The 16856-nt window shown below is 45.3% G+C and carries 22 protein-coding genes; 10 read left to right on the plus strand and 12 right to left on the minus strand.

All coding sequences use genetic code 11. The features are described from left to right. Positions 1–43: 43 nt before the first annotated feature. The 3 genes from C9I98_RS08735 to C9I98_RS08745 all read right to left on the minus strand — a co-directional run bounded on the left by C9I98_RS08735 (position 44) and on the right by C9I98_RS08745 (position 2511). Complete coding sequence (locus tag C9I98_RS08735) at positions 44–847, minus strand: alpha/beta fold hydrolase (protein ID WP_107271868.1); 804 nt, start codon at positions 845–847, stop codon at positions 44–46. Positions 848–1117: 270 nt separating this feature from the next. Next, the gene (locus C9I98_RS08740) at positions 1118–1486 is read right to left on the minus strand and encodes a YgiW/YdeI family stress tolerance OB fold protein (RefSeq protein WP_036817430.1); all 369 of its coding nucleotides are present in this window, start codon (positions 1484–1486) and stop codon (positions 1118–1120) included. A gap of 116 nt (positions 1487–1602) precedes the next feature. Beyond that, on the minus strand, positions 1603–2511 hold the full coding sequence (locus C9I98_RS08745; RefSeq protein WP_036817424.1) for a CPBP family intramembrane glutamic endopeptidase: 909 nt from the start codon (positions 2509–2511) through the stop codon (positions 1603–1605). Between the two features lie 248 nt (positions 2512–2759). Between C9I98_RS08745 and cobU the strand changes: the two genes are divergently transcribed. The 5 genes from cobU (at position 2760) to C9I98_RS08770 (ending at position 6660) form a co-directional block, all read left to right on the plus strand. After that, positions 2760–3284, plus strand: coding sequence for a bifunctional adenosylcobinamide kinase/adenosylcobinamide-phosphate guanylyltransferase (cobU, locus tag C9I98_RS08750; protein ID WP_036817422.1), 525 nt, complete (start codon positions 2760–2762; stop codon positions 3282–3284). A 7-nt stretch (positions 3285–3291) separates the two neighbouring features. Further along, a complete protein-coding gene (locus tag C9I98_RS08755) occupies positions 3292–3897 on the plus strand; it encodes a histidine phosphatase family protein (protein WP_036817420.1) in 606 nt (201 codons plus the stop codon). A 121-nt stretch (positions 3898–4018) separates the two neighbouring features. After that, a complete protein-coding gene (locus tag C9I98_RS08760; RefSeq protein ID WP_036817418.1) occupies positions 4019–4264 on the plus strand; it encodes a hypothetical protein in 246 nt (81 codons plus the stop codon). Positions 4265–4472: 208 nt separating this feature from the next. Further along, the gene (locus C9I98_RS08765) at positions 4473–5939 is read left to right on the plus strand and encodes a cobyric acid synthase (RefSeq protein ID WP_036817415.1); all 1467 of its coding nucleotides are present in this window, start codon (positions 4473–4475) and stop codon (positions 5937–5939) included. Positions 5940–6126: 187 nt separating this feature from the next. After that, positions 6127–6660 carry a GNAT family N-acetyltransferase gene (locus C9I98_RS08770; protein ID WP_051901877.1) on the plus strand — a complete coding sequence of 178 codons (534 nt, stop codon included), beginning with the start codon at positions 6127–6129 and terminating at the stop codon, positions 6658–6660. Positions 6661–6714: 54 nt separating this feature from the next. Here the strand turns inward: C9I98_RS08770 and C9I98_RS08775 are convergent, their stop codons facing one another. The 4 genes from C9I98_RS08775 to C9I98_RS08790 are packed head-to-tail and all read right to left on the minus strand — an operon-like array spanning position 6715 to position 10072. Then, complete coding sequence (locus C9I98_RS08775) at positions 6715–7620, minus strand: amino acid ABC transporter permease (RefSeq protein ID WP_036817412.1); 906 nt, start codon at positions 7618–7620, stop codon at positions 6715–6717. Positions 7621–7632: 12 nt separating this feature from the next. Continuing rightward, positions 7633–8442: a transporter substrate-binding domain-containing protein gene (locus C9I98_RS08780; protein WP_107271869.1), complete on the minus strand. Its 810-nt coding sequence runs from the start codon at positions 8440–8442 to the stop codon at positions 7633–7635. A gap of 59 nt (positions 8443–8501) precedes the next feature. Beyond that, entirely contained in the window at positions 8502–9323 is an 822-nt protein-coding gene (locus tag C9I98_RS08785; protein ID WP_051902168.1) for an amino acid ABC transporter permease, read from the minus strand. Between the two features lie 11 nt (positions 9324–9334). Beyond that, the gene (locus C9I98_RS08790) at positions 9335–10072 is read right to left on the minus strand and encodes an amino acid ABC transporter ATP-binding protein (RefSeq protein WP_036821919.1); all 738 of its coding nucleotides are present in this window, start codon (positions 10070–10072) and stop codon (positions 9335–9337) included. A 290-nt stretch (positions 10073–10362) separates the two neighbouring features. On the opposite strand from C9I98_RS08790, the gene aroG reads away from it, so the two are divergent. Then, positions 10363–11412 (plus strand): 3-deoxy-7-phosphoheptulonate synthase AroG, encoded by a 1050-nt coding sequence (aroG, locus tag C9I98_RS08795; protein WP_036821922.1) that lies wholly within the window; start codon positions 10363–10365, stop codon positions 11410–11412. 117 nt (positions 11413–11529) lie between these two features. Here the strand turns inward: aroG and C9I98_RS08800 are convergent, their stop codons facing one another. Further along, entirely contained in the window at positions 11530–12045 is a 516-nt protein-coding gene (locus tag C9I98_RS08800) for a DUF4136 domain-containing protein (RefSeq protein WP_036821925.1), read from the minus strand. Between the two features lie 99 nt (positions 12046–12144). After that, a complete protein-coding gene (locus C9I98_RS08805; RefSeq protein WP_245907119.1) occupies positions 12145–12351 on the minus strand; it encodes a hypothetical protein in 207 nt (68 codons plus the stop codon). A gap of 204 nt (positions 12352–12555) precedes the next feature. On the opposite strand from C9I98_RS08805, the gene C9I98_RS08810 reads away from it, so the two are divergent. The 4 genes from C9I98_RS08810 to C9I98_RS08825 all read left to right on the plus strand — a co-directional run bounded on the left by C9I98_RS08810 (position 12556) and on the right by C9I98_RS08825 (position 14921). Then, positions 12556–13047, plus strand: coding sequence for a hypothetical protein (locus tag C9I98_RS08810; RefSeq protein WP_036821928.1), 492 nt, complete (start codon positions 12556–12558; stop codon positions 13045–13047). Between the two features lie 113 nt (positions 13048–13160). Beyond that, on the plus strand, positions 13161–13970 hold the full coding sequence (locus C9I98_RS08815; RefSeq protein ID WP_107271870.1) for a crotonase/enoyl-CoA hydratase family protein: 810 nt from the start codon (positions 13161–13163) through the stop codon (positions 13968–13970). A gap of 29 nt (positions 13971–13999) precedes the next feature. Then, on the plus strand, positions 14000–14581 hold the full coding sequence (locus C9I98_RS08820; protein ID WP_107271871.1) for a rhomboid family intramembrane serine protease: 582 nt from the start codon (positions 14000–14002) through the stop codon (positions 14579–14581). Further along, a complete protein-coding gene (locus tag C9I98_RS08825; RefSeq protein ID WP_036817297.1) occupies positions 14565–14921 on the plus strand; it encodes a DUF1840 domain-containing protein in 357 nt (118 codons plus the stop codon). The genes C9I98_RS08820 and C9I98_RS08825 overlap by 17 nt, the downstream gene beginning before the upstream one ends. Positions 14922–14980: 59 nt before the next feature. On the opposite strand, the gene C9I98_RS08830 is transcribed toward C9I98_RS08825, so the two are convergent. From C9I98_RS08830 to C9I98_RS08840, 3 genes are all read right to left on the minus strand, one after another. Then, complete coding sequence (locus C9I98_RS08830) at positions 14981–15622, minus strand: DJ-1/PfpI family protein (protein ID WP_051901869.1); 642 nt, start codon at positions 15620–15622, stop codon at positions 14981–14983. Between the two features lie 183 nt (positions 15623–15805). Continuing rightward, positions 15806–16153, minus strand: coding sequence for a putative quinol monooxygenase (locus tag C9I98_RS08835; protein WP_036817300.1), 348 nt, complete (start codon positions 16151–16153; stop codon positions 15806–15808). Positions 16154–16227: 74 nt separating this feature from the next. Next, entirely contained in the window at positions 16228–16779 is a 552-nt protein-coding gene (locus C9I98_RS08840) for a hypothetical protein (protein ID WP_036817303.1), read from the minus strand. Positions 16780–16856: the final 77 nt, after the last annotated feature.

Raw genomic sequence — 16856 nt, forward strand, 5'->3', positions numbered from 1 at the left:
GCCAGTTGGCTGCTTTCTTTTTTTGCAAACTCTTGCGCTTAATCTAGGCTGCCATCTGCTGGTGGCGTTGGATAAACTCGATAGAGTGCTGGTTGAAGTCGTCTGGCCTTTCAACGTTACATACATGACCGCAGTTGTCGAATTCAGTCAGGTAACTGTGCTTATGCTTACTGACCATTTCTTTTACCGGCTTGATGAACATGTAATCATTGCCACCCATTAAGTAAAGGGTAGGGATTGGCAAGTCCCTTTCTTTGAAGTACTTCATCAACGGGTTTACGTCAGCCGCAAGCTTAAACCAACGCTTAAACTCTTTCTGGCAGAGCTTTTTCGCTTCGTTGATAAACAGAAGGCGAGATTCCTTTTGCGTCTTTTGCGGCATGACGACATAGGCAAATAACCCGTAAAGCCACATGTATGGGATGATGTGCTTGCAAAGGTTGCCGGCTTGGACGAGAAATTGCGAACGGGCATCCAGGCGAGTGACCGCACCGCCTAATACCATTGTTTTAACGCGCTCTGGTGCGAGTTCAGCCAGGTTTCGGATAATGATGGTACCAAGCGAAATACCAACAAAATGGGCAGATTGAATTTTAAGGTGGTTCAGTACTTGGACGATGTCGGTAGTGACTGATTTGAAGGTGTATGGGTTCTTCATCATGTCCTGAAACATGTTGTTTGAGCGGCCATGTCCTCTTAAATCCAACAGCAGTAGATTGAAGTGCTGTTTGTAAGCTTTGATTTGTTTAAACCAAATCGAAGAACTTCCTCCGGCACCATGGACAAAGACAACCCATTCTTTGCTGGTAGGGTGAAGGTAAGTTTTATGAAACAAAAGATCTGACATTGTGGCCCCTATATTCGCGCTGGTGCGAGCTTAAAACTCGTCAGCTGAACACGAGTTTAACACGCTTACTTATAAAAACAGACCGTGAAATGTTTGCAAATGTTGCACCTCCGAGGTGTGATCTGCCTCATTAATATAGTTGTTAATAGCGGTGCTAATGACTAATAAGTGTAGCCGAATGTATAGCAACACTTTGTATCAATGATAGAAAGCCCTGCGTACAGGGCTTGATTGTTGGTCTAAATTTCACCAGTTTGATTGGGCTGAGCTTTAGATTAGCTGGATGCGATCAACTTCAATCTCAGGTGTATTTCCACCTTCATACTCACCAAACAAGCGCACTTTTGTATCGGCGTTGATGGTTTGCGGCATACGGATGTCGTCGTCGATTTCAACTTGGATCTCTTTAGTACCGTCGCTGAAAATAAACGTATCAGCATTTACCTGCTTGATAAGGTGGCCTTCTACAACGGCATCTTTTTCAGTGAACATACTGGTATCTTCTAGCAGGCTTGCCACTGTTACCGTGTCTACTGGGCCTGAGTAGTTAATGCTGTTGCCCTTGTCGCGTTCGCCAGCAAGGGCAGCAGTTGGAAGAATAATAGCAGCAGCGGCAATAGCAGTAACGATGTTCTTAATCATAATTCAGTCTCCTTGTGTTGATGGTGCTATTAAACGACACCCGGTCTGAACTATTGATGAGCTAGATATTCAGAATTCGTTCATATTTCAATTATTTTGGTTATTTTCCCTAATTACAGTTGCCGTGCCATTGGGTAAGTGAAAGCAACAAGGTGTAGTAGGTTGAAACCAAAGTGAACAATAACAGCCCAGAAAAGCTTGCCTGTCCAATGGTAAGTTAAGCCGTACAGGATGCCGGCGAGGCTGGCAACAACCACGAAGGCGATACCTCCGGCAATATGAGCAAGGCCAAATAGAGCACTAGTGAACGCCAGTGCTAGCCAAGGCGATAGCTTCTGGCTGAGTTTGCGCTGCAAGTAGCCACGGAAGAGCACTTCTTCCGCTACGCATGTAAGCAATAAGTTATTAAGAACAAAGATCCAAAGCCACGGTGGCAAGGAAACCTCCGGCTTTACGATACCAAGGCCCCATGCAATAAACGGCAGGCTGATGAACATGCCAATCAGTATTGCTCTTTGTTTAACTACCATTCGTGTGCCAGAGCCAGAGCCAGAGCCAGAGCCAGAGCCAGAGCCAGAGCCAGGGCTACTGGCCCGATAAGCTTTGGTGTCTAGCATATCCGGTACTAACAAAAGCAGAGCGAAGATGATGAGCGGCTTATCCAGGTTAAGGTAGAGAGTAAATGGCAGGCTATCTGGGCCAGTGACGACTTTATCTAGGACCTGCAAATTGCCAAAACCCGGTATGAAGTGAAGGACTAATGTGACCGACCACAGAATGACAACAAGGTGGCATAAGGTTTTTAATTTCGTCTGAGCCTGCTTGCTGTACCAGCCAACCCCAATACCTGCCAAAGAGTAAATGAGCGCAACAAGAGATAACCGGTCAAAGAATAGGGCTGTTGCTAAGCTCGCGCCGAGCAAAAATGGCCATAGCTTTTCGCGAACAAATAAGCTTGCAACCGCAGCGAACAGGAATAACCAGATGAGGCCGTCAGGCCAAAGTTGGGTGATATGAAACATAATGGTGTTCTTATTTATTGAAGTGACTTAGGTTTAGTAATTGCTGTCCATAGCATTGGTTAAGGTATTGATAGTAGCGATATTCAGTTAACATTTCATTGATAACTAGGGTAAATCCTTGATGAAATTTCTTGTTGTACGATAAAAGTCTCTTACAATGGGGTAAAACAGACATATCTAGCTATCTAATTAATGATTAGTAGGTTATTGAAAGTGGTGGGATTTTGAGCGAGCAAAAACAGCAGGGAATGACTGAGCTGATACTCGGCGGTGCGCGTTCCGGTAAGAGCCGGCTAGCTGAGCTAACGGCAAGTGAATCGGGCAAGCAGGTTATTTATATTGCTACGGCAACTGCAGGTGATGATGAAATGGCGGAGCGTATCGCCCGGCACCGTCAAGACCGCCCGTCAGAGTGGCTAGTTGTTGAGGAGCCTATAGCGCTGGCGACTGTGATTTCCCGATATAACCAGCCCAATCATTGCTTGTTGATCGACTGTCTTACACTGTGGCTAACCAATTGTTTGTTCGATCGTGATGCTGATATTGATTGGTCGAACCAAAAGCAAGCATTGCTAAACTCGCTTGATGACTTTGTCGGTCACATTATTTTGGTCAGCAATGAAGTTGGGCAGGGTATTGTCCCTATGGGAGAAATGTCTCGCCGATTTGTTGATGAAAGCGGCTGGTTGCACCAAGCTATTGCTCAGCAGGTTGATAAAGTCACTTTTGTTACTGCGGGTCTCCCACAAGTATTGAAAGACGTAAACAGGTGAGGTTGATATGAGCCAAGGCAAGACTACCCGTATTGATATACTACGCCACGGGTTACCGGAAGGTGACGGTTGTTTGCGGGGTAGTACCGACTTTACGATCACCGACGTTGGCCTTGAGCAAATGAACCAGTCTGTGTCTGGCTTGGATGATATTGAGCAAGTCGTTACATCCCCGCTTCATCGTTGCCAGTATTTTGCTAGCACATTCTCGGCACGATATGCTTTGCCAATTCAAAATGATCCACAGTGGCAAGAGCTCGACTTTGGTCAATGGGACGGTCAGGACAAACAAGCATTGTGGCAAGAGCATGGTGAGCAACTGACTCGCTTTTGGGAAAACCCATGGCTGTTTACGCCACATGGCGGGGAGTCACTCGTCGAATTTGACCGTCGGATCCAGCAGGCATGGCAGTCACTTATCGATACCTACAATGGAAAGCGAATCTTGCTGGTGACGCATTCCGGCGTAATGAAGCAGCTATTACGCCAGTTGCTATCAATGCCAGAAGATGCCACTTATTTACAACGAATTGATTTGCCATATGCGGCGCGTTACCGCGTCACCGTATATACCGATGAATCCGGTAAGCATTGGCCTCAATTACAGCTTTGATCTGTTGGGGCTGACCTGATAGCAAATTAGGAATCTACTGAAAAAGCTTCGTTTGGAATGCTAATCTCTTTTCAGGCTACATAGTATACATTGATTGAATTTGCTGTTATCAGAGGTCGTAATGACAGATAAATTTAGTCATAAAATTAATCGAAGAAAAGGGAGTGCACTGGATCAAGAGAAGGTACGGGTCATTATTTGGTTAGATCACCTCAACGCAGAACACGACAAAAAAGTGGTTTACGCTAAGCAATCAAAGGTGCCAATCATCCCGTTTCTTGCTCGTGAGTATTTGCACGAAGATGCCACAATCAAAGAAGTGACAGAAGTGCTTCAACATAGGTTAAATGTGCTCGAGAGCCGGTAAAGGCAGGAAAGTATGAAGGCTCAGCAGGCGCTGGGCCTTTTTTGTTTTTGTCGTAGTGGTTTGTACTTTGAAGTTGCCGATGCATGGTATGATAAACGCTGCCTCAGACTCGCGTGGTAATAGCATATCTAATTTGTTTATTTGCTGAGGCGTAATGGAATTTTTGATGTTTTGGCTAGGGTTTAAATAGTTGAAAAATAATTGCTTAATGGTTCAAGGAACCACTTCAGATGCTGGCAAAAGTGTCTTGGCCGCGGGTTTATGCCGAGTGCTTGCTCGTAAAGGAATCAAGGTAGCGCCTTTCAAGTCACAGAATATGGCCCTTAACAGCGCTGTCACCAAAGACGGTGGCGAGATTGGACGTGCACAGGCCGTACAAGCGCAAGCCTGTCGTGTTGAGCCAACCGTACATATGAATCCTGTCTTGCTTAAACCCAATACGGATATTGGCGCGCAAGTGATTGTTCAAGGCAAAGCATTAGCCGATATGGATGCCGTGGGTTACCACAACTATAAGAAGGTGGTGATGACGCCAATTATGGAGTCATTCAATATTCTTCAGCAAGACTTTGACACGGTCATCATTGAAGGGGCTGGCAGCCCTGCAGAAATCAACTTACGCGAGAATGATGTGGCGAATATGGGCTTTGCAGAAGAAGCTGATGTTCCCGTCATTATCGTTGCTGACATCGATCGTGGTGGTGTTTTTGCACACCTTTATGGCACCTTGGCATTGCTATCTGAATCAGAACAGAATCGGGTGAAGGGTTTTGTGATTAACCGTTTCCGCGGTGATATAAAGCTGCTTGAATCTGGCTTAGATTGGCTTGAAGAAAAAACCGGTAAGCCAGTATTTGGTGTTCTGCCATATTTGCACGGTTTAATGCTGGAAGCTGAAGATGCGATTAATGCTCAACAAGTAGACGCGGCAGAGCATCAACTTAACGTGGCTGTACCTGTGCTAACCCGAGTCAGTAATCACACAGACTTCGACCCACTACGCATGCATCCGCAAGTGAACTTACAGTTTGTTGGTAAAGGCGAAGCAATTCCCCCGACAGATCTCATCATTATTCCGGGTACTAAAAGTGTACGTGATGATCTGGCGTATTTGAGGGAACAAGGCTGGGATAAGCAAATTGCGCGTCACCTCCGCCTCGGTGGCAAAGTGATGGGTATTTGCGGTGGCTACCAAATGTTGGGTGAAAGTATTGCTGATCCCGACGGCATTGAAGGTGAACCTGGCACGAGCCAAGGGCTGGGATATTTGAACACCACAACGGTACTAGCGCCTAACAAGCAACTGAAGCAGACCCAAGGCAAGCTGCGTTTGCCCGAACAACCTGTTGTTGATGTGACTGGCTATGAGATTCACGCTGGGGTGACAGAAGGCGTACGTGATGACTCGCCAGTTATGTTAACTGACGGGCCTGATGGTCAAATGGGTGTCGATAACCAAGTGTTTGGTACGTATTTGCACGGTATCTTTGAGCAGCAAGGTGCCTGTGATGCCATTCTATCTTGGGCTGGCCTTGAGGCGACGCAAACACCAGATTTTGATCTTCTACGTGAGCAAGGGATCGATCGCGTGGCGGATATGCTAGAAGAAAGTATGGACTTGAAAAAACTATGGCCGGAGTGGGCTGATAAGTTCGACGCTGGATTTACACGCTAATTTCTTTGAGCGCTAATCTTCATTAATTCCTCATTCTTGATGGTACTGTGCTTTTCCTAAGATCCTCTTCTTAAGTGAAAAGCACAGAAATGCTCTACACTTATAGCCAAGTAAACAGAATATCTGTGATGCATTGTATTGCCTCGCGGTAGTTTTATTGTTGGTCTCATATGTAAGAGGGATGAATATGATTCTAGAAGTGACGCCGAGCATAAGAACACAACGCCTTTATGTCCGACCTTGGCATGAGGGTGATATGCCCAGCTTACATAGGATTATGTCCAACCAGTCCGTTCATACATATACCGATGAATCACCATGGACAGAAGAAAGAGCGAGAGCAGTACTAGATTGGTGCAATGCCAATAAAATGGGTTGGAAGTGGAAAGGGGGATATTTTAATTGCCCGTTGCTACTTGCTGAGTGTAACACCCTTATTGGTAGGGTCGGTCTTAACCCCTATGGCGATAACGACGGTATTGCAGAAATAGAATGGACGATTTGTGAAGATCATTGGCATCAAGGCTATGCGACTGAGATAGGTAAAGCCATTCTAGAGTATGGCTTTGGTGAAGGTGGCTTTGCCAGCATTGTTGGCTTTACATCGACACGCAACATGTCAGCCCGTCAAGTGATGAAAAAGATTGGTATGGAACATATAGGTGATCGAGAGCAACACAATCGTAAGCTGAGCTTTTTTCAAATAAAACGGGAGCAATAATTGCTCCCGATTTTTATGGGTATTAATAGGATTGGATAAATAACAGCGCTTGTTTTAGCGCTGTTTATGCCTTTGGCTGCGCTTCTCAAGTTTGCTGAATAGGAAAGACAAGCTAAGGCAGAGCAATAGGTAACCGGCTCCCACCAGCAACCAAATTTCAAAGATCAGCCCTGACGAGTTGGCGATTTCACTGCCAACGAAGGTGAGCTCTTGAATCGAAATCAACGAGATAATCGAAGAGTCTTTGACCAGAGAAATAAACTGGCCTGCCAGCGGGGGAACAATGCCACTTAAGGCCTGCGGGAAAATAACGTAGCGGAAGCGGTCCAACTTATTCAGTCCTAATGAGTCGGCGGCTTCCCATTGCCCTTTAGCGATGGCATCAATACCGGAACGGACGATCTCAGCAATATAAGCGGCTGCAATCAAACCCACACACAAAACACCAGAAAATAGGTTTTCCCATAACTTTGCGGGGCCGAAAAGCAATGACTGTATGGTGTTAATGTCATCAGGTGTGTTACGTAAAATAGACTCAAGGCCAATAGCTGGCACAAGTTGGCTTGAGATGAAAAAGTAAAAGATAAAGACGAAAACCAGTGGCGGAATGTTCCGTACTAACTGGATATAGGCTTGTGCTGGCAGGCGCAGTACGATAAATGATGAGCGTCTCGCCAAGCCTAGCAGTAAGCCAAGAAGGCCAGCAAATAACATTCCCCATAAGCTTAACCGTATTGTGGCGATAAAGCCTTGGAAGAAGTAGGGTAGCTCACCATTTCTTCCCGATGAGAAGATCAGTTGGAAGGCTTTATCCCAGTTCCATTGATAGTGGATCCCGACTGATGAGCGGTACCATAGCCAAGTGACAAACGCAGCCAGGATAACCAGCAATACCCCGTCGAGCTTATTAAGTTTAGGTAGTGCCGAGAATGTTTTTCTCGGCACTTTTTGCATAGTCATTTGAGACAAGTGTTACTGTCCTTCTGCAATTTGATCTTCCCAGTCAAGCGTGGTGAACCAGTAGTCGTGACGCTCTTTTAGCCAACCATCTTCGGTGCGGAGTAGAATCCAGTTGTTGAAGAAGTTCAGCAGGTCAAATTCACCATGGCGAATTGCAAAGGCCTCAGAACCGCGGCTTAAGCGCTCATCAAATGGAATATAAAGCTTGTCGCTGTATTGGATAGCCATTTGCTCAGGTTTTGGTGATGAAGCCAGTACTGCATGGGCATTGCCGTTTAGCACTTCTTGGAAAGCCTGTGCGTCGTCGTCAAATTGGCGAAGCTTTGCTTTAGGAAAGTATTTCTTGGCTGTTTGCACGGTAAATGCACCACGACGAACAGACAGAGTCACACTACGCTTATTGTAATCAGCAATGGTGGTTTTATCGGCTGAGTTTTCTTTATGAGCAGCAAGCTGCACACCGGAGTGAGCATAAGGGGCGGTAAACAAAACGCTCATGTTACGTTCGGGGGTGATAGACATACCACCAATGATGACATCAAATTTGCCGGCAAGTAGCGCAGGTATGATGCCGTCCCAGGCGGTAGGGATGAACTCAATTTTAAGGCCGGCATCTTTCGCTAATCGACGAGCCACATCGACCTCGAATCCTACCAACTCACCTTGCTTGTCTCTCATCGCCCAAGGGACGAAGGTCGACATGCCAACCCTAAGCGTACCGCGCTCTTTGATTTCGGTTAATGCCGATTTATCAGCGGCACTTGCACCAGCTGCCGTGACTAAAGCAACGGCGGCAAACAGAAACGTTAGTATTTTTTTCATGCTTCCTTTCTCCTGTAATTCCCAACCTTCCATTATTCGTTGTCATTGTTGGGAGTAAGTTAGTAACTTGGTGTGGCTAGCTTATGCTCTAGCCAAGCAGCAAAACCAGACAGTAACAGTGTGACGCATAGGTAGATCCCAGCAACGGTAAACCAAACCTCAAAAGGCATTGCGGTGTCGGCAACGATGTTTCTGCCTTCTGTGGTTAAATCAAAAATCGCCATGACACTTACGATCGATGAGTTTTTTACCAACGAAACTGACTCGTTGGTCAATGGCGGTAAGATTCGCTTGATGACCTGTGGCAGTATCACGAACCGATAACTATCAACTTTTGATAGTGCTAAGCTGTCTGCGGCTTCATATTGGCCCTTGCTGATACTGTTTAAGCCGGCCCTGAAGATCTCGGCAGTATAGGCTCCCTGAAATAAAGACAGTGCCAGCACTGCAGTGGTGAAACGCTCTAACCCAAGTACTGGGCCGAATACAAAATAAAGCAGGTAGATTTGAACCAGCAAAGGGGTGTTGCGAATCAATTCAATGTAACCGTGAGCAATGAACCGACCAACAACTGAATTTGATAGTCTAAGAAGTGCAACGGTGAGCCCTATCACTAAGGTGAACACGAGGCTGACGGCTGAGATCTCCAGTGTCACCCTTAAGCCTTCAAGCAATTCAGCTGGAAACCATTCACCATCTTCAACGAACCATAAATACTGCGGGATCCGATACCATTGCCAACGGTAGTTCATTGCCTCGGCACCAGCATCGAGTAGCCAGAATAGCCCCGCAGAGACAATGGCCACTTGAAGCAAGCCAGATAAAACGGGTTTACTGATTTTAAGACCAATGGCGGCGAATGATTTAAACGTCTTACTCATATCCGCCCCTGTTAGTAGCTCAAGATCTGCTCAAGGAATGTTTGGGTACGAGGCTGCTGCGGCATATCAAATAATTGCGATGGCGGCGCTATTTCGACAATTTCCCCTTCATCCATGAAAACAACACGATCCGCGACTTGGCGAGCAAATCCCATTTCGTGGGTAACACATACCATTGTCATCCCTTCGTCGGCGAGCTCTTTCATGACATCCAATACCTCACGAATCATCTCAGGGTCGAGGGCAGATGTCGGTTCATCGAAAAGCAATATTTCAGGCTTCATACATAATGAACGAGCAATAGCGACACGTTGTTGTTGGCCGCCTGAAAGTTGAGCCGGATACTTATCAGCTTGATGGGCAATATGAACGCGATCGAGATACTTCATTGCCAGTGCGTTTGCTTCGTCTTTGCTCAGCTTAAGTGTTCGACGTGGGGCGAGGGTAAGGTTTTCTAGAACAGTCATATGAGGAAAGAGGTTGAAGTGTTGAAACACCATGCCGACCATTCCCCTAATCGATCTTAGGTGTTTTTCATTGAGCGGTTGACCACCTATCAACAATTGACCTTCGTTATATTGCTCAAGCCCGTTGATACAGCGGATAAGTGTGGATTTACCAGAGCCAGATGGTCCACAGATGACCAACCTTTCACCACGTTCAATGTTGAGATTGATGTTCTTTAGCGCCTGAAAGTCACCGTACCACTTATCGACATTTTGAAACGAGATGACGGATGTATCAGTCATTACATGACCTCGTAATGATATAAGTTATTGAATCCATGTTATGGCTTTGCGAAACAAATTTCAAAGTAATGTTTCTGTATGCGTGGTGTAGCACTAGTTTCTGGTTATATATTCACGTGATTGCTTGATTTATATGCAAAACTGAAGAAATTCGCAATTAATGTGAATTAGGGTTTGCACTGCTCATAATAAGAAGATAAGTTAAAGTCAATTGGAAGAGAAATTTACTGTCAACCATGGTTGTACAAAAATGTTTACGGTTGGCAGGTGAGTATATTCAGGAAGTAAAGATGCATAAGACTGATGACGTTCGCATTCGCGAGATTAAAGAGCTACTACCACCCGTTGCTGTACTGGAGCGTTTCCCTGCGACAGAAGCAGCGTCAGAGACGGTTTACCAAGCTCGCCAAGCGATTCACAAGATGCTTAACGGTGACGATGATCGCCTATTGGTTATTGTTGGCCCTTGTTCAATTCACGATCCTAAAGCGGCGCTGGAGTACGGCCAGAAGCTAAAAGTGTTGCGTGAAGAGTTGAAGGACGATCTTGAAGTTGTTATGCGTGTTTACTTTGAAAAACCACGTACAACAGTCGGTTGGAAGGGCCTAATCAACGACCCGTACATGGATGATAGCTTCCAGCTCAATGATGGTCTTCGTATTGGTCGTAAGCTTTTGCTAGACCTAACGGATATGGGTGTGCCAACGGCAGGTGAATTCCTAGATATGATCACACCTCAGTACATGGGTGATTTGATCAGCTGGGGTGCTATCGGTGCACGTACTACTGAATCACAGGTACACCGTGAGCTAGCATCTGGTCTTTCTTGTCCTGTTGGCTTCAAGAACGGTACTGATGGTAACATTAAGATTGCAACGGATGCGATTGGCTCATCAAGCGCGCCGCACCACTTCTTGTCAGTGACCAAATACGGCCATTCGGCGATTGTTTCAACGGCAGGTAACGAAGATTGTCATATCATCCTTCGTGGTGGTAAAGAGCCAAACTACAGCGCAGAGCACGTTAATGACATCACGAGCCAACTAGAAAAAGCTGGCCTACGCCAGAAGGTGATGATTGACTTCAGCCACGCAAACAGCCTAAAACAATTCCAACGTCAGCCGCTTGTTTCGGAAGATGTGGGCTCGCAAATTGCAGGTGGTAACGATGCAATCTTCGGTGTAATGATTGAAAGTCACCTTGTAGAAGGTCGTCAAGACATTGTTGATGGTGTTGCGCCAACTTACGGCCAGAGCATTACCGATGCTTGTATTGGTTGGGAAGATACTGAAAAAGTACTACGCCAACTTGCCGGTGACGTTCAGAAACGACGCAAGTAAGACAACAGCGATTATACCGCGATAAAAACCGGCTTCGGCCGGTTTTTGTATTTAATGGTGCTGTATTTAACGATGTTGAAATTAATAATATTGCTTTAGTGATAGTCGTCTTGAAGCCTAATAGGGCGGGTAATTGTTAAACATTTCTTGAATTTGCTCATCAATGAATTTACGGCGCGAGTCCGGGGTCATGGTTTCTGTCAGTTTACGTTGTGATACTGAACGCCACACGATCTGATTCGTATCGTTTTCAATCAACTCTACCACTAACTTGCCGTACCGGTACTCTTTGTATTGCCTTGGTGCACTATAGGCAACCCCCACATTTCGATAGCCGTAACCAAACCCAAAGCTGGTGCCGTATGATTGAAATTCGGATTGCTCAAGTATTGAGTGTTGAACGGTAAGATCGGCATTTTCTTCGCTCGGTTTTAGTCCTTTGGCGTAAAGCTGACTAGAAATGGCGTCTTCTACACGAGCTGCGTCGAGAGTGACTGCGTTATTTTCAGCGGAAGGGGCAAACTGGTAGGTTTTAAACTGGCTATAGTTAACGGCACTGTTGTAGTCTGTTGCCACATCAGCAGTACAGCCTGTTACTAATATCAAGGCTATCAAGCTCGACCATTTCTTCATCTTCACCCCCATTAAGACAGCAATCGGTGAACATTTTCAGTATAGCAAACACCCTATAACGATATGTTCCCGTTATTTAAGCGGTTGCTTTGCAATGAATTAATTTTTGCGGTTGAAGATATAGCCATCATTGAATTCAATATCAGCGGGTTCATTACGTTGAACGAGCTTCTGTGTGACGTTGTCACAGTGTGGGAATTGGCAATATATCGAATACTCGCGATGTAGTCCATTCTCGACAAATGCGTCTAGAATTTCTGTCGTATCCGCAATCAGCAGTTTGGTGTGAATCTCAAGCATAAGCATGATTTAGCCTTCTAAAACCCTAACTAAAGGGTAGTTCAGCACAGATATCACTGTGTCAAAAAGCTAAGACGCAGGCGACTTAGCGCCGGGTCCATAACGTCATAACCGTTGAATTTAATCGACTATTCGCTTTTATTCTGCATTGCGAACCCACTTGGGTATATGCTTAATACCAGCAGCATCTAATTCAAAGGGTGGGCAGGAATGGTGAAACCTCGCATATTAGTTGTATCAACCACGTTATTGGTTGCTTCTTGCGTCAGTGATTTGTATTCCAAGCCAGCTGCAACGGCAAATGAAGACATATCTACCTTATCGGAAGCTTATGTGAAAGCGACAAGAGGTGGTGTACTGGATTTTACTGCTGTTATTCCAGGCAAGGTTTTCCACCCGAGAGACGGTTATATCAGGTATGAACGGCTTTGGTGTTTGAATGAAGACAAAGGCTCCATTGAGGAATACCTTGAGTTTATGGAGGCCGTTTGTGAGCAAAAAGACGGTGTGATGGATGGTGAGTGGTGTGTTTCAACCCGTCATCAACTTCCTCTGTTTAGTGCGACTATTGAACAAAATGGTACTACCTGCACGGGGGGAGACCTGACGACTATTATCAATACCATTGAACCCATATCTTCTGCCACTTCTTCTGAGTGGAGAGCCACCGCACAAGCTTTTGGATTCCAAACCGATAGGTGACGGTGTCACCTGTTTTGTGCTCTTTGCCCAAATTTCATACTGAAAGCTATTGTTTTGTTGAAATTGTGTTAACGTTACTATAGTTACTGGACTGACCAGATAGGGAGTGCGCAATGGAATGGCGTCGTTTAAGTATTGAACAACAGCAGGGCATCGTAACCGTTACATTAAACCGACCAGATAAAATGAATGCCCTTGATATGACCATGTTTACTGAACTTGATAAAGTAAGTAAACAATTGAGAAAACAGAAAGATGTACGTGCTGTTATTATTAAAGGGGCGGGTGGTAATTTTAGTAGTGGGCTAGACATTAAAAGTGTTGCGACATCAAAAAAGAAAGCACTATCACTGCTTACGAAATGGTTGCCGGGTAATGCAAATTTAGCGCAAAGGGTGTCTAAAAATTGGCGAGAGTTACCCTGTCCGGTTATCGCTGTCATTGAAGGGAAGTGTTATGGCGGTGGTATGCAGATTGCAATGGGCGCTGATTTTCGATTTGTCACACCAGATAGTGAAATGTCGATTATGGAAGTGCGTTGGGGGCTAGTACCTGATATGGCCGGGCTAATGTCTTTACGTGAAGTTGTTGCCAAAGATATTGCGTTGAAGCTAACGATGACAGGTGAAATACTAACGGGGAAACAAGCTAAAGAGATAGCTTTGGTCACGGAGGTTTGTGAAGAGCCTCTGCAACAAGCGCAATTGCTGTGTCAGCAATTATTAAGTGGCTCACCCGATGCACTTGCTGCGATTAAAACCACAACAAATCGGTGTTGGAATAGCTCTCGTCGATATTTACTCGCCCATGAAACGTATAGCCAAATACGTCTTTTGCTTGGCCGAAATTTTAGTATTGCCGGTAAGCGTCAGCGTAGTAAATCGGATGAAATTGATTATCAGCAACGTCAGTCATTCTGGTAATTATCACTAGACGTCGCTAGGGGGCAGAATTGAATCGCAAAGATATCGACGCACTCAAGTTTATTGCCGTTGTTGTAGCGCTATGCGTAAGCGTCCACCTGATCAATGTCTTTACGTTCGGCGCGCTATCTGATTTCGGTCTGCTTCCTCGTCATTTCAGCCATTTTCTTGGCTTAGTTAGCTATCCATTTATTCATGGCTCATGGGCACACCTAATCAGCAATATGGTTTCGTTTACCTTATTGGGCTTCCTTGTTTCTCGCTCTGGTATTGCACGTTTAATTGCTGTTTTCTTAATTTGTTGGTTTGGCAGCGGGCTTGGCGTTTGGTTTTTTGGACGTATGCATTTTCATATTGGGCTCAGTGGGGTTATTTATGGGCTCTGGGCTTACCTTCTTACATATGCTGTGATGTATCGCAGTATTAAATCCATTGTGATAGCAACGCTCGTGATGTTCTTCTATGGCTCAATGGTGTGGGGCTTTATCCCGGTTCACGAATGGATAAGCTACGAAAGCCATTTATTTGGCGCGCTTTCAGGTATAGTGGCGGGCTATTTATTTGCTAAGCGAGATAAAAAAAATAGGAGTGACTATGTTGGTGACGTTTAAATGCAAAGCCAGTGGCAATGTTTTAATGTTTGGCGATGTTGCTAAGCATATGCTGCGAATGATGGGGCATTGTGAAAATATTCCCGGAGCGATTGACCCTGCAGATATCGACGATGCCTTGATAAAACTAACCGCGGCAACACAGCAGATCCACCAACAAGAATTAGCAGCAGAAAAGCAGCAAGTCGAAAATAGTCAATCTGCTGAGGACGTCGATGATCTGAATGAATTAGATGTTGAGCCCGTTGTCAGCTTATATACCCGAGCCGCGCCATTAATTGACATGTTAAAAGCGGCTCGAGATGCTGAGTGTCATATTATGTGGCACGAAGGGACATAGGTTTTAGTAAGATCAGAAAAGATGTGGCAAACAAATGCGTGACGACATTCGTAGATCCGCTATTGTACGATATGAAGCGGGGCAAATGGATCTTCGCCGGGATCATTCACCCAAATATACTCTGCATTGATTGCCGCTTTACGTGCAGACTCCTCATTAAGCAGGGTTGCGATGAGCGCTAAAGACAAATCCATCGCTGCACTTTTACCCGATGAAGTAAAAATATGGCCATCTCGAACCCAGCGAGCCACTGGAAACCAGTCGATATTTTCACCAAAGCCTGTTACCCATCGGTATTGTTGTTTGTTTGTCGTTGCTGAGCGGTGCCTAAGAATACCAGCCTCAGCGAGCAATGCTGCTCCGGTACAAAAAGCGCAGATGTAACGACTTGGCTGGTACTGTTTTTTTATCCAATTCACAAGGTTGTCACTCTCTACGGCTTTTTTGATCCCGTCTCCGCCGGGGACTATCAATACATCAAAATCTTCCAGAGTATACAGGCTATCATCGGCAGATAACTTGTTGCCTTGTTGACTCGCCACAGGCCTGCCATGTTCTGATACTGTTACGATACGGAAATTGTCAGGAAACATCGAAAACAGAGAAAGCGGTGCAGCGACTTCGAGCAAATCGAATTGGTCATATAGTATGAGGCAGATGGTGTAGTGGGGATTGCTGTTAGCGTTGCTGCTGTTAGGCATAGTGTCCAAGATGCTTGTTTGTAATGTACATACAAGAATAGACGTTATAGCAGCAAGTCACACTATCTCGATAAGAATGTAAAGGATAATAACTTGGGTAAAGGGTATTCATACCCAAGTTATTTCTACTGGAATTGAGCGAAGCTATTAGCGTTCTAGCTAAAGCAAAATGATTAGAAGAACTTAAAGGCTTGGCGTGTCGTAACCTTCGGGCTCATCGGAATAGACACAAACGTTCCATTTTTCCGCAGCCCCTGTTTCTGCCTCACAGTGAGTTTTGAAAAACGCTTGAATTTCTTTACGTTGGCAGTGCGCTTCAAATGCTGCCATATCAGACCAGATTTCGTTAAAGACGATAGGGAATGATTCACCACCGGCGAATGGGCTTGGGATATGGCGGGTAACGGTATATTGAATACAGCCATCTTCACGAAGTGTGTTCGGTTCGAGGGCTTGAAGTACTGAAAATAGCTCTTTTTCACGGCCTGCTTTTGGTTGGAATTGAGCAATACAATAGACTTTCTTAGACATGAAGTTCCCTTTACTTAAAGTAGATATAACCCAATTGCCTGGGTTATAACGTGTGTTGACAACAGTAGCATTTTTTAAAATGGATAACGCGCAGAAATCATCATGCTCTGATCTTCAATGTCTTTGATACGCCATTCAGCACCAAGCGAGAATGCAGAACCGGCATGGAAGCGTGCATAGACATTAAATTTAGTATGATCGTCGTCTAAATGCATGACACCCACAACAGCACCGGTTTCTAATTGAGGTAATACCCAAGCGGATACACCTATGTTGAGTTCAGAGCCTAGGCGCCCCATAGAACGAGACTCTTCTTCATTCTTGTATGAAAGAATTTTAGCTTGGCCATGAACATCGGTGAATTGATTGATCGGTGCGTGGAAGCCAACACCACCTTTTAGCCGCCAGTCATCATCGAAGTTACTTTCAAACTCAACAATCGCATGGGCATTTGGGTGGAACTGCATGCTTGCGGCAGCACCTAAGCCACCCGGGCTAATAGGCACTCGTGCTTCAAAGTAGCTGTACGGAAAATTGTTGGCAGAAGCAAGAGAGCTAAATCCGAGCGCTGCGACTAGAAGCGCGCGATTTAGATGATTGAGGGGCTGTCGGTGGCGAGTTGTCATGTACCTAGCTTTCAATTAGTTAGTCGTTAGTCTGTTAATTATGCCAATCTTAAATCTATCTCGCTATGGTTATTTCC

Source organism: Photobacterium sanctipauli (assembly GCF_003026495.1).
GTDB classification, from domain to species: domain Bacteria; phylum Pseudomonadota; class Gammaproteobacteria; order Enterobacterales; family Vibrionaceae; genus Photobacterium; species Photobacterium sanctipauli.